At 32.1% G+C, this 14,084-nt stretch carries 11 protein-coding genes; 7 read left to right on the forward strand and 4 right to left on the reverse strand.

What is annotated here, in order from left to right:
* Positions 1-73 precede the first annotated feature (73 nt).
* The 5 genes from ABV008_RS08265 to ABV008_RS08285 all read left to right on the forward strand — a co-directional run bounded on the left by ABV008_RS08265 (position 74) and on the right by ABV008_RS08285 (position 5,566).
* Positions 74-871, forward strand: coding sequence for an acyl-CoA dehydratase activase (locus tag ABV008_RS08265; RefSeq protein WP_352419353.1), 798 nt, complete (start codon positions 74-76; stop codon positions 869-871).
* Positions 868-2,106 (forward strand): 2-hydroxyacyl-CoA dehydratase subunit D, encoded by a 1,239-nt coding sequence (locus tag ABV008_RS08270; RefSeq protein ID WP_352419354.1) that lies wholly within the window; start codon positions 868-870, stop codon positions 2,104-2,106. The genes ABV008_RS08265 and ABV008_RS08270 overlap by 4 nt, the downstream gene beginning before the upstream one ends.
* Before the next feature lie 17 nt (positions 2,107-2,123).
* Positions 2,124-3,242, forward strand: a complete 1,119-nt coding sequence (locus ABV008_RS08275) for a 2-hydroxyacyl-CoA dehydratase subunit D (RefSeq protein ID WP_352419355.1) — start codon at positions 2,124-2,126, stop codon at positions 3,240-3,242.
* A 354-nt stretch (positions 3,243-3,596) separates the two neighbouring features.
* A complete protein-coding gene (locus ABV008_RS08280; RefSeq protein WP_352419356.1) occupies positions 3,597-4,925 on the forward strand; it encodes a sigma-54 interaction domain-containing protein in 1,329 nt (442 codons plus the stop codon).
* 62 nt (positions 4,926-4,987) lie between these two features.
* Positions 4,988-5,566, forward strand: a complete 579-nt coding sequence (locus tag ABV008_RS08285) for a hypothetical protein (RefSeq protein WP_352419357.1) — start codon at positions 4,988-4,990, stop codon at positions 5,564-5,566.
* Positions 5,567-5,679: 113 nt separating this feature from the next.
* Here ABV008_RS08285 and ABV008_RS08290 read toward each other — a convergent pair whose 3' ends face one another.
* The 4 genes from ABV008_RS08290 to ABV008_RS08305 all read right to left on the reverse strand — a co-directional run bounded on the left by ABV008_RS08290 (position 5,680) and on the right by ABV008_RS08305 (position 10,193).
* Positions 5,680-6,330, reverse strand: coding sequence for a nucleotidyltransferase family protein (locus tag ABV008_RS08290; protein WP_352419358.1), 651 nt, complete (start codon positions 6,328-6,330; stop codon positions 5,680-5,682).
* A gap of 104 nt (positions 6,331-6,434) precedes the next feature.
* On the reverse strand, positions 6,435-8,807 hold the full coding sequence (locus ABV008_RS08295; protein ID WP_352419359.1) for a xanthine dehydrogenase family protein molybdopterin-binding subunit: 2,373 nt from the start codon (positions 8,805-8,807) through the stop codon (positions 6,435-6,437).
* Positions 8,807-9,337, reverse strand: coding sequence for a (2Fe-2S)-binding protein (locus ABV008_RS08300; protein ID WP_352419360.1), 531 nt, complete (start codon positions 9,335-9,337; stop codon positions 8,807-8,809). The genes ABV008_RS08295 and ABV008_RS08300 overlap by 1 nt, the downstream gene beginning before the upstream one ends.
* A 1-nt stretch (position 9,338) precedes the next feature.
* A complete protein-coding gene (locus ABV008_RS08305) occupies positions 9,339-10,193 on the reverse strand; it encodes an FAD binding domain-containing protein (RefSeq protein ID WP_352419361.1) in 855 nt (284 codons plus the stop codon).
* A gap of 481 nt (positions 10,194-10,674) precedes the next feature.
* Here ABV008_RS08305 and ABV008_RS08310 point away from each other — a divergent pair, with 481 nt between their 5' ends.
* Both ABV008_RS08310 and ABV008_RS08315 read left to right on the forward strand, forming a co-directional pair.
* The gene (locus tag ABV008_RS08310) at positions 10,675-11,871 is read left to right on the forward strand and encodes a patatin-like phospholipase family protein (RefSeq protein WP_352419362.1); all 1,197 of its coding nucleotides are present in this window, start codon (positions 10,675-10,677) and stop codon (positions 11,869-11,871) included.
* Positions 11,872-12,045: 174 nt separating this feature from the next.
* Positions 12,046-14,067 (forward strand): helix-turn-helix domain-containing protein, encoded by a 2,022-nt coding sequence (locus ABV008_RS08315; protein WP_352419363.1) that lies wholly within the window; start codon positions 12,046-12,048, stop codon positions 14,065-14,067.
* Positions 14,068-14,084: the final 17 nt, after the last annotated feature.

Consider the following 14,084-nt stretch of genomic DNA (forward strand, 5'->3'; position numbering starts at 1 on the left):
AATACATTACATTATGAAGGAACTTCTGGGGGTCAGAAAATAGTACCTTCTTCATAGTTAGGAGTGAATTAAAATGAATACTTCTTATTATTTAGGCGTCGATATTGGTTCAGCATCATCAAAAGCTGTATTAATGAATGAAAATCGAGAAATCATTCATACAAGTGTGGTGCAATTAGGAACGGGAACTAGTGGACCCAAAAAAGTAATTGATGAATTGTTTTCGAAAACGACTTTATCTATTGAGCAAGTTAACTATATGGTGGCTACTGGATATGGCAGATATTCACTTGAACATGTAGATAAACAATTCAGTGAAATAAGTTGTCATGCCAAGGGAATTAATTATGTCTTTAAAAATGTAAGAACAGTTTTAGATATTGGAGGGCAAGACGTTAAAGCCATTTCTATTGATGAAAAAGGAAAGGTGTTAAGCTTCTATATGAATGATAAGTGTGCAGCTGGAACGGGAAGATTTTTGGAAGTCATGGCACGTATACTGGAGACACCTATTAATGAATTAGGAGCTTTAGATGAATTATCTCAAGCTCCTGCAACAGTAAGTAGTACATGCACTGTATTTGCAGAATCAGAAGTAATTTCATTATTATCTAAAAAAACTAAACGAGAGGATATTGCTAGAGGCGTACACAATTCTATTGTTAATCGTGCACTTGGCTTGTTATATCGTACGGATATGGAAAATGATTTTTCGCTAACTGGTGGTGTAGCACAAAATCAAGGGGTAATTCGTGCTTTGGAAAGAGTTTTAAAACAAAAAGTTTATGTAGCCAAAACACCTCAGCTAATTGGTGCAATTGGTGCAGCACTCTTTGCTGTTGAGTTTGGACAAGAAAGGAGTAGGATATGAGTATTATCAATGAAAGTATGACTTCAAAAGAAATGCTGAATATATTGGTGGCTAAGAATATGGAAGATGCAAGAAAAGCTAAGGAACGAGGCGATTTAGTTTGTTGGTCGAGTTCTATTGCTCCTTGTGAATTTTGTGAAACCATGGGTATTTATACAGTCTATCCTGAAAATCATGTAGTAGGAATTGCAGCACGTAAGGGAGCGCCAGAATTGTTGGAATATGCAGAACGAAAAGGATATTCCAATGATATATGTGGTTATGCTAGAGCAAATTTAGCTTACATGGATGTACAGAAATGTGTATCAGAAGAGTTGCCATTGCCAGATTTAGTTTTGCTATGTAACAATATCTGCGAAACTTTATTAAAATGGTATGAAAATATTGCCTATGAATTGAACATACCTTTGCTTATTGTTGATGTTCCATATAATCATGATAAAGAAATTACGGAAGAAAACATTAAATATGTTGAAGCACAGTTTCATGATATCATTCATCAATTAGAAGTAATTTGCAATAAGCCTTTTGATGAAGAAAAATTTCAAGAAGTAATGAAGGTATCTGCACAGAACGCAAAAGACTGGTATGAAGCTACTATGCTTTGTTCAGCGCGTCCTTCGCCTTTAAGTGGCTTTGATATGTTTAATTATATGGCATTAATTGTTTGTATGAGGGGAAAAGAAGAATGTGGAATGACATTTAGAAAGTTAAAGGAAGAACTAGAAGAAAAGATTTCAAGAGGCGAGTGTGGGTTAAAGGATACAGAGGAAAAATACAGAATTATGTGGGATGGTATAGCATGTTGGCCATATTTATCCCATACGTATAAAGTTCTGAAAAATCATGGAATCAACATGACTGGTTCAACGTATCCGTCAGCTTGGGCATTGGAGTATACACCGGGAAATCTTTTTGAAATGGCAAAGGCTTATACAGGCATGGGAAATAATCTGTCTTTAGATGGTCAAATTAATCTTCGAAAAAGTATTATTGAAGAAACTAAGTGTGATGGTGTAATTATGCATATGAATCGTAGTTGTAAAATGTGTGATTTTCTTCAATATGAGGTAGGAAAAGAATTAAAGGATAGTTTAAGTATTCCTATTACCACTTTTGACGGAGACCAGGCTGATCCAAGAAATTATTCTAAGGCACAATATGAAACACGTATCGAAGCTTTAGTAGAAATGATGAGTCAAAGGGTTTCCTCCAAAAACAGTTCTGAAGATTAAAAATAAAGGAGAATAAAATGGAGATAAATCAAATTATTAATTATTTTAAACAAATTGCTGATTCACCAGGTAAAGCTGTTAAACAATCTTGTGAAAGAAATCATAAAAATGCAGTAGGTTGGGTTGCACCTTATGCTCCAGAGGAAATAATCTATGCTGCAAATTGCATACCTGTGGGGCTATGGGGAGGAGAGGTTGAACTTAGAAAAGCCAGAACTTATCTTCCAGCATTTGCTTGCTCAATAATGCAGTCTGTGATGGAATATGAAACCAGAGGCACTTACGATATATTAAAAGCAGTTTTAATTCCTGCAATGTGTGATACTCTAAAGTGTTTTGGACAGAAATGGAAGGGAGCTTGCCCTGCTATTCCATTTGTTTACCCACAAAATAGACGAGCAAAAAGTGCAGAATTGTTTTTAGAAAATGAATATAGATCCATCGTAAAAAAATTAGAAGATATTTTAAATGTAGAGATTACCGAAGAAGCATTAAGAGAAAGCATAATTCTTTACAATGATTATCGTTTAGCTATGCGCGAATTTACAGAAATTGCTGCTATGCATACAACTACTATTTCCCCCACTGTGCGTCATCAAATTATCAAAGCATCTTATTTTATGGATAAAAAAGAGTATTTATGTTATCTTAGAGAGTTAAATGAGAAGCTTCGACTACAGCCGGTAGAACATTCTAAAAATAAACGAGTTGTTGTTTCTGGAATTATGCTAGAACCTAAAGGTATTCTTAGCCATTTTGAAGCGTTAGGCATTGACGTGGTTGGAGACGATTTAGCACAAGAATCTAGGCAGTTTAGGACAGATGTACCTTTTGCAGGCGATGCTATAAAGAGTCTTGCAAGGCAATGGACAAACCATACTTGTTCTTTGGCTTTTGATCCATATAAGCAACGTATTCAACATTTAGTTGACTTAACTCATCATTTCAAAGCAGACGGAGTTGTATTGGCGCTAATGAAGTTTTGCGATCCAGAGGAATATGATGTACCAATTATTATGTCAAAGATGAAAGAAGAAAATATACCTTTATTGGTAATTGAGGTTGACCAGCAAGCAACAGCTTTTGAACAAATTAATACAAGGCTGCAAGGTTTTGTGGAGAGTATGGATATTTAGTAAAGTATTGCATAAATTAATGTTCTTCCAATGTAAACTAAGGAGTAATTACTATTAATTTATGTTCTGAAGAAGGAATGGGAGTGATGCACCATTAACTTCAGTTTTCCATTCCGCTCTTCAGATATTTCTATACATACTGTAGATATAAAAAGAAAATGCGTTATAAAAAATTATTTATAAATTTATCTTATAATATTAAAGATTAGTGTTAGATAGTTCTTTCTTATACTAATCTTTAATATTATATTGCTTTAACATTAAGCGTTGTGGTGGTATTATTAAATTATGAGTATGATTGTTTAGCTTCGTCTATTTTGTGATTATTGTCTTTTGAAAAGGGGAGAGGAACCAATGAAAAACGACTTAATAACAAACGAAAATATAATTAAATGCATAGATGAGAGCAATGATGGAATAATGATTAGTGATGCAGAAGGAAGAATTTTATATGTAAATGCAAGCTATTTAAATATGACGAAATTAGATAAAACCATTTTAGACCATAATATTGGTGAATATGTATCAAAAGGAATCATTACTAAATCTACTTGTTTATCTTGTATTAAGTATCAACGTACATATACTCATGTACACCATGAAAAAAATGGCGTAGAGATTATTACAGTTTCAAAACCAATTTTTTCAACAAGTGGGGAACTAGAGTATACAGTTACCAATGTTAGGGATATTTCTAGTTATGTTAATTTAAGTCAAAACTTAATGGAAGTAAACGAAAAAATTGCTCAGTCGTCAAATAGTATAGAATGTGGTGATAAAGAAATTATAGCTAATTCTCCAGAGATGATGCAGGTTATTAATTTGGCACAAACAGTAAGCAAAGTCGATGCAAGTGTATTAATTTTGGGTGAGACAGGAGTTGGTAAAGATGTTGTAGCTTGCTATATTCATAAAAATAGTCCAAGAGCTAGTCAACGATTTATCACCTTAAATTGCGGAGCAATACCTGGTGAACTTATGGAGTCCGAGCTATTTGGTTATACACCAGGAAGTTTTACAGGGGGATTAAAAGAGGGGAAGAAAGGAATTCTTCATTATGCACAAAATGGAACACTCTTTCTAGATGAAATTGGAGAATTACCTCAATATCTTCAGGTAAAACTTTTGAGAGTTTTGGAGAACAGAGTATATTCACCTATAGGTAGTGTAGAAGAAATTCCTATTGATATTCGAATTATCGCAGCAACAAATCAAAATATTCAAGAACAAATTCAGAAGAACAAATTTAGAGAAGATTTATATTATCGTTTAAGTGTTGTGACTATTAATATTCCTCCTTTACGAGAAAGACAATCCGATATTATTCCTTTAGCTGTAAATTTCTTAAAGCGTTATACAAGTAAATATGGAATTACAAAAAAGCTAGGGGTAGATACATTAATTCAATTACAGCAGTATGATTGGCCAGGAAATGTTCGTGAATTAAAGAATATGATAGAAAAAATGGTAATATTAAGTCAAGGAAATACTTTGGATTTCCCTTCTAATAATATGAGTAGAAAAGAGATGTCAGAGTACAAATTAAATGAATATATGGAACGTATGGAAAAGGAATACTTAATTAATGTGAAAAAACTATTTTCAAGTACAAGACAAATGGCAGAAGCCATTGGAGTTGATCATTCAACAGTAGTTCGTAAATTTAAGAAGTATAATTTATAACTAATTAATTTCTCTTAAAACCAAGATAAAAAAACATGAAACAGTTAAAGGGGGATAAAGGTATGAAGCTAAAAATAGCTAAGATAATAAGCATTTTATCAGTAGTGCCTATTATAGCGTTGGCTTTATTAACCACTTTATTTAAGCAACATAGTTATATTTTTAACAACAGTTTCAAATGGTATATTGTTGCTATAATTTTTTTATTCATAATGCCTATTTCAGCCTATGGACTTAAGTACATAATACCAAAATATAAGGATAAAGGAAGAGATGGCGAGAGAAAACTTGCATTTATAATGGGAGTTATGGGTTATATTATTGGTACAATAGTATGCATCCTGTTTAATGCGCCAAAAAGTTTAACAACAATATTTTTATCATACTTGCTTTCTGGAGTAGTACTTACATTTGTTAACAAGGTAGTAAAATTAAAAGCAAGCGGACATGCATGTGGAGTATCAGGACCTATGACACTATTTATATATTTTGTAGGCAGGAAGGGATGGTATGCATTAATAATGCTACCAATAGTGTTCTGGTCAAGAATAAAGATGGGAAGACATACTATAAAAGAACTATTTGCAGGAACTTTTGTCGGGATAATATCTACTTCAATAGTGATTTTTACATATATTTAAATATTAAGAGATAAAATACAGGTAAATAAATCTATTTTATACTTAATATTTTGCAAAATAAAAAAGACGAAACCTTTTAGATGAAGGATTCGTCTTTTTTATTTGTGATACTTTCATAAAGAATTTGATTCCAATTGGTTTTTAAACTTAGCACAGAGTTTTAAATAATCTTCATAAGTATCGATATCAAAAACTGTTCCTTCGTCTTCTACTTCAACATAATATGCCTGCTCCTCATACTTATTCAGAAGAGCTTTAAGTCCTCCTGACCCATCATATTTAATGATTTTTGGAAATAAGCAGGATGAGATAAGAGGAGGGTGACCACGTCTATTCGAGAAGGAAGGATAAATAATACTTTGTTTACTTTGCTTGTAGCCTTCAACAAGGCTATCAATTGTTTCTCCTTTTACAAGAGGAATATCAGCAGGTAATAAAAAGAAGCCTTTTACATGTGAAGGAAGTGAGCTTACTCCAGCAATGATTGATGAATACATACCTTCAGAAAACTTCTCATTATATATCCATTTAACGCCTCTATGGTTTAATACAGGTATCAATTTTTTAGCTTGAAAGCCAATTACTACAGTGATATTTTCAATACCAGCTTCTAAAAAACTATCAATAGAATTTTCAATAACTGTAGAGCTTCCCAAAGGCAATAATGGCTTAAATAGCTTCATTCTTGACGAATAGCCTGCTGCTAATATTATAGCTGCCAAATCTTTTTTCAAGGGCTCGTCTCTAACTACAGTTTCGCTCATTTAATTTACCTCCAACTTATTTTTAGCTGAGGACTAAATATGAAACTTCAGGTAGAGTATATACTCTACCTGAGTTAAATTTTAGTTTATATTATACTAATTATTTATTCGCTTTTATTGTTATTTGCAATAGCTAAAGCTACGTTTTCTGGTGACAATGGTAGTCTGTGGAAGTTGATTCCTAGTGCATCGTAAAGAGCATTTCCTACTGCAGAAGGCACTGAAATCATAGGATGTTCTCCTATACCACGTGCTCCATAAGGACCATCTATTTGAGCTGATTCAGGATTTTCTATATATATTGGAACAATTTCATCAGGAATATCCTTAGCTGTAGGTATCTTGTTATCTGTAAATGAAGGATTGAGTAGTTTACCATTTGGGCTAAATTTGTATCCTTCAACTATTGCTGAACCTATTCCTTGAATTACCCCTCCCATTACCTGACCATCAACTAATTTCTTATTGATGCATTGTCCGATGTCAAATGCAGAAGCAATTTTTAAAATATGGATTTCTCCAGTTTCTACATCTACTTCCAAATCTATACCATGAGCACCAAATGTCCATACTAAACCTGGTCTACCTTGCCCTGTTTCAGGATCTGGATTTGTTAGACCACTTGCCATATATATTCCATGGGAGATTACTGGACCGCCAACACCATTACCATTTTCATACATATATCCCATTGCTAATTTAGTATATGGAACACGTCTTGCAGTATGGTGTACATGATAAATATATCCATCACCATGTGTTAATTCATCTGGATGACATCTTAGTACTTGGGCTGCAACTTCTTTCATCTGTTGTACCATGTTTTTAGCAGCTTTTCTAACAGCATTACCACCCATAAATGTGTATTTAGATGCAACTGTATTCCAGTCATATGGATGTTTATCAGTATCAATATTCCAAACAACTTCAACATTTTCCATAGGTATACGCAATTCTTCAGCTGCTATCTGTGCCATTATAGTATTAGCGCCTTGGCCCATATCTACAGCACCAATCATAACCTTTACATGACCATCTTCATTCATTTGCATAATTGCAGAAGTAGATGTGTAGCTTGGCATAGCAGGAGCTTTTTGTAGCATTGCAAAGCCTTTACCACGAATTTTGCCAGTTTTCAACTCAGCTTGACGCTCTTTTTCTGTTTTACGTCCTGTCCAGCCTATTTCTTTAGCAACTGCTTCTAAGCAAGCTTTAGGGCTACCAGTAGTTTCATATATTAATTCACCACTTATAGTAGTTGTACCTGGGCAAAGTAAGTTTTTCATTCTAAATTCATAAGGATCCATTCCTAGCTTTTGAGCTATAATATCCATATGTCTTTCTACTGCCCAGTGAGTTTCTAAGTGACCAAATCCACGATATGCAGTACTAAATACTTTGTTTGTATATAGTGTACGAGAATGAAGTTCTATGTTTGGAATTGAGTATGGGCCTGCACCAGAATAAACTGCTGTTTTACCAACATTTACAGCATAGTCTGCATATGCACCACTATCCCAGTCATGATAAACTATCATAGATGTAATAGTACCATCTTTCTTAACTCCAGTTTTAAATCTACTTCTCATACCTGCACGAGTAGGCAATAGGTTAAATTCTTCTTCACGAGTAGCTTTAAACTTAACAGGACGGCCTTTAGCTGCTCTTGAAAGAATAGTCACTAGTGGTTCAAGATGAATACCTGCTTTACCTCCAAAGCCACCACCGATGTATGGTACAACAACATGAACATCGCTTTTTGCTATACCTAAAGATTTAGCTAATAATTGACGTACTGCAAAAGGAGATTGTGCAGAAGACCATATTTTAACCTTATTTGAGTAAGGATCTGCTTGAGCAATAGTTACGTGTGTTTCCATTGGAACGTGTGCTACTGCAGGTACAGAAAATTCACCTTCAAATATAAAATCTGCTTCCTCAAATCCTTTACTTACGTCACCCTTCTTAGTCCTGTTCCAGCTTGCTATATTTGTATGAGCTTGTGGGAAGAAAACGCCTTCCATATGCTCATACTTGTGAAGATCTTCGTGAACTAATACTTTTCCTTCCAATGATTCATCTATAGTATGAACAACTGGTAGCTCCTTATACTCAACCTTGATTAAAGAAACTGCACGTTCTGCTATGACTTCATTTTCAGCTGCAACCGCTGCAACAATTTCACCTTGGTATCTTACTATGTTTCTAGCAATTACGTTTTTATCTACCATATATAAACCAACTAGATAAGGAGCATCTTCTCCTGTAATTACAGCCTTAACTCCAGGAAGAGCTTTTGCAGCAGATGTATCGATAGATACTATTTCAGCATGGGCATATGGAGAATGTAAGCATTTTGCATAAAGCATTCCTGGAAGTTCCATATCGTGTACATAAACTGCTTGACCTGTTACCTTTTCCTGTGCTTCTTTTCTATCATAAGACTTACCAATGTGCTTGTATTGTTTATCACTCATTATTTCAACTCCTCTCTTTCCCTTTTTGACGTAGCTTTAACTGCATCAACAATTGGAACATATCCTGTGCAACGACAGAAGTTGCCAGCAAGAGCTTCTTTTATTTCATCATCACTTGGTTCAGGATTTCTATCTAGCAATGAACGGGCTGACATTAGCATGCCTGGTGTACAGAAACCACACTGCAAAGCATCATTTTTAATAAATTCTTGTTGTAGAATAGAAAGCTCATTTCCTTTAGCCAGACCTTCAACTGTAAGTATATCTGCACCTTCTGCTTCAATTGCTAACACAATACAAGAATTCACAGTCTTACCATTCATTATAATAGTACAAGCTCCACATTCGCCTTCGCCACAGCCTTCCTTAGTACCAAAAAGCTTTAGTTCATTGTGAAGAAAATGAAGCAATGTCATTGTAGGGTCTATCATTTTATGAACATCTTCACCGTTTACAATGCAGTTTAGTGCTACAGGAGGCATACCTGAGCTAGTATATTCAAAGCAATTTCCATTATGTTTATCGCACATTCTAATTAACCCCCTTTTCGATAAGCTGTAACAATCCTTTTTTAGCTAAAACTCCAGATACATGTAGACGATATTCTGCTGAAGAACGAACATCTGAGATTGGGTTTATATGATTAGCTACTTCCTTACTTAGCCATTCTGCAGTTTCAGGTGTTAAGCTTTTACTGGATATAAGCTTTTCAAGCTTAGTAAGTCTTATTGGAGTTGGAGCTACTGCTGACATAGCAATAAGTACTTCTTTATTAGCAGTTATACGTACAGATACACCTGCTATACCTAAATCATGTCCTTTTATACGAGCTTGTTTGTTATATGTGCTCATATCTCCTTGCTCTACATCTGGAAGAGATACACCTGTTACAATTTCATCTTTTTGTAAAACTGTCTTTTTCACACCTGTAAAGAATTTGTCAATATCTACAATTCGTTCACCTTCTGGTCCTATAATGTGTACTTTTGCATTGTACACTAATAGAGGTGAAGATAAATCAGCACCAGGAGATGCGTTGGTGATGTTTCCTACTAAGGTTGCACGGTTTCTTAATTGAAACGAAGCAACAGTATCAGCTGCTTGTCCTAATGCTTCGTATTTTTCTCGGATTATTTTTGATTCAGCTACTTCGTTTACTGTGACAGTTGCACCGATAAACAAACCTTCACCTGGCTTATACTCTACATTTTTGAGTTCAGGAATACCTTTAATATCTAGAATATGGTCTACTAACTCAATATTACGACGTAAGAGTATCATTATATCTGTACCCCCAGCAAGAATCTTGGTACCTGGATTACTCTTTAAGTAAGTTATAGCTTCTTCTAGAGTTTGTGGTTTAAAATAATCAAATTTGCTTAACATAACTAACCTCCTTATTTTTTTATTATATTCAATGCATGTGCATGAATTAACCATTTTATTGTTGGATAAAAATCATATATGTATTTAATATTTTAGTGCTTATTATAGAGTCTAATGAGGTGCTAGATGTTTTCTTAATATTCAAATAAATTATAATAAACTGAGATAATATAGATTTTTTCTATACATATAATGGAAGCTTTCTTTACTTATAATTATATTAAACAAACGATGATTCTAATATGTGAATACTTCACAAACAAATGACTATTAATCTGTAGCTCTTTAACAACATATACTTTTGCAAATGAATTAATAATTATTTCATTTTGAAGAGTGCTCTTTTCTTAGATATAATATAGATATAGAGATTCAAGAAATTATCAAATAGAGAGAATAACTACTTATATATTAAATAAAATAGCTAATATAAACATATGATATAGAATAATTATAAAACATGAAATATAAGAGGTGGATTATGGTTGGATTAGTCTTAGAAGGTGGAGGAGCTAAGGGTTCTTATGAAATTGGAGCTTATAAGGCTTTAATGGAACTAGGTATAGAAATAAATGGAGTAGTTGGTACGTCTATTGGTGCAATTAATGGAGCAATGATTGTACAGGGAGATTTAGAAAAAGCATATGAACTATGGTATAATATAATACCTTCAGACATTTTTGATGTAAATGATAGAGATTTTAAGAAGATTGTAAATTTGGAAATAAAAACAAGAGACATCCCTAGACTTGCAAGAGGATTCAGAAAAATCATAAAAGACAAAGGCTTAGATACAAGGCATATTAGGAAGCTATTAGATGAAAACATAGATGAAAATAAGATTAGAGAATCTGAGGTGGATTTTGGAATAGTTACAGTATCATTAAGTGATAAAAAATCAATGGAGCTTTTTAAGGAGGATATTCCAGAAGGAAAGATATCAGATTATATAATGGCCAGTGCTTATCATCCTGCTTTTAAGCTTGAAAAAGTAGATGGGAAGTTATTCTTAGATGGAAGCTTCCATGATAATCTCCCCATAAGACTTTTATATGAAAAAGGCTATAGGAATATTATTGCCATAAGGCTTTTTGCAATAGGAAGAGTAAGAAAGATTAAAGAAAATGACTTAGAAATAACTTATATAGAGCCTTCTGAAAAGCTATGTAATTCATTAGATTTTACTAATAGAAATGCAAGAAAAAATCTTCAACTAGGATATTTTGATACTTTTAAAGTATTTAAAAACTTAAAAGGAAGGAAGTATTATTTAGAACCAAAAAATAATGAAGAGTTCTTTTTAAATTATCTACTAGAAATTGATGAAGAAAAAATATTAAGGATAGGTAAAATTTTAGGATTTGAAGATCTACCTTATAGAAGAATGTTATTAGAATTTATTATTCCTAGACTAATAGAACTCTTAGAATTAGATAAGAACATAGAATATGAAGAACTAGTTATTGCACTAGTAGAAGAAATGGCTAAAAAATGTGAAATTGAAAGATTTAAAATCTATAATTATGATGACTTTTATAATATGACAATAGAAAGTTACAATATGTACAAAAGAATACCAAAAAATAGAATCCCAAATTTCATAAAGCAAAATGAAATCTTATCAAAGGCCGCTAAAGAGCCTATTCTTGAAGAAGTAATCTTTGCAATATTTAGCTAAGAGCTTAAAAAACTCAGGCATAGCGATATGAGCCCCTTAAGGTAGAAAGACTATAGATAAAAGTCTAATATCAAGAGGGGCTTTTGTGTAGCTTTAAGGCTTCCATGTATTCAGCTTTGGTATGTGATATAATATTATTAATAGTACAACTATAAAAAGAGCGAGGAAAATAAGATGAGAAAAGAGTTTACAGAATACATGCCTAATATTCCTATAAATGTGTCTTTTGTAAATGTATTAGGATATCCATTGCATTGGCATGATTCAATAGAAATACTTTTCGTGCTTAAAGGAAGCATTAGTGTAACTATAGAAAATGAAACATATATAGTAGAAGAAAAGGAAATTGAGATAATAAACATTAATGAAGTTCATAGCATTAAGAGCAAGGACAAGGATAATAGAGTTTTAATATTTGACATTGATCCTAACTTCCTCAAGAAATATTACAATGATATAGATAATGTGTTTTTTTACACAAATTCCTCAGAAGAAGGAATACAAGAAAGAGAAGAATATTATGTTCTTAGAAAATATCTTGCAGAACTTTTATGTGAAATAACTGAAAAACATGATGACTATGATGATATAATAAGGGAATCTCTTTTAGAGCTTTTATATCATTTACTTAATAATTTTCACTATCTTTTTTATGATGAGGAAAGCTTAAAAGAAGATGAGTTCCAGTTAGAAAGATATCATCGAATAGCAAAATATATTAGCAATAACTATATGAATAAGGTAAGCTTACAGGACATAGCAAAAAAAGAATTTTTAAGCACACAATATCTATCATATAAAATAAAAAACACTTTAGGCTATTCTTTTAATGACTTTTTAAACTTTGTTAGAGTAGTGGAATCTACTAAACTGTTATTAGATACAGATATGAACATATCAGAGATTTCAGAAGAAGTTGGCTTTTCTCACGTCAGATATTATAATAAACATTTTAAAAAGCATTATAAATCTACACCTATGCAGTATAGGAAAAAACATAAAGTTGATGATGAGAAACTTGAGAAAATGAAGCAAATCACTTATTTTACTCTTGATGAAGGACTTAATATGGTCTCTCAATATTTGGAGGATTACAAACGGTTTAATTATGAAGATAGGATATATACAATAGATGTTGACTTGTCTAGCTCAGAAGGAAATATAGAGCTAAAGTTTATAGATACTATAGATTTAGGAGATGCAAAAGACCTTTTGATAGAAGATAATAAGTCAATAATATGGGATATTCAAAAAAATATAGGCTTTAAATACGGAATAATAAGCAATTTGTTTAGTGAAGAGATGGGCATATATATAGAAAATAATATGGATTTTATTAACTGGAGAAATACGGAGAAAATATTAGATTTTCTTCATAAAGTAGAAATAATACCAATAATTATAGTGCCAAATGTAGAAGATGCAGATATTTTTGAAAATTTATTATTTGAATTTACAAACTTTTTTTATAATTTATACGGCAATTGGATAACTGAGTGGAATTATTATTTTAATGAAAGTATTTATATAAGTCAAATTAAAAATGAAATGATTAAAGAAGAACAAATAATAAAATTTGACTCAAAATTCAAACAAGTATTTAAGCAAAATAATGCATATGACACCTGCGAAATAGTTCCATATATTATACAAAGCTGTATCTATGGCACTAATAATTTAGTATTTAAAGCCTTTGATACCTTTGGCAAAGATTTTAAACAAGATAATGAGTTGTTTTGTGGAGATGCTGGACTAGTTACTGTAAACGGAATAAAAAAACCTGCTTATTATGGATACTATTTTCTCTCAAAACTAGGAAATAATCTAATTAGAAAAGGAGAAGGCTTTATAATTACTGAAGAAAATGAAAATATACAGATTCTTTTATATAATCTTAAAGATAATAAAAATACTGTAAAGAATAAATTTTCTTTAAATTTGATGAATATATCATATAACTATAATATAACAAAATATGAGATTAGCGAAAATCAAGGCTCTTCTTATGGATATTGGATTGCCATGGGAAGTCCAGAGAGATTAAGTAATGACGATAAAGAACTGTTAAAGAGAATATCTTTTCCTAAAACAACCTTTATTAACATAAAGAAAAGTACTTTTTCAAATAAAGTTATTACAGTAGATGGAAATGGAGCAGTTCTTTTAGAATTCAAAAAAGGTACTTTAATAATATAATAAAGTACCTTTTTATA

It is taken from the genome of Proteiniborus sp. (genome assembly GCF_040308045.1).
In the GTDB taxonomy this organism is placed as follows: domain Bacteria; phylum Bacillota; class Clostridia; order Tissierellales; family Proteiniboraceae; genus Proteiniborus.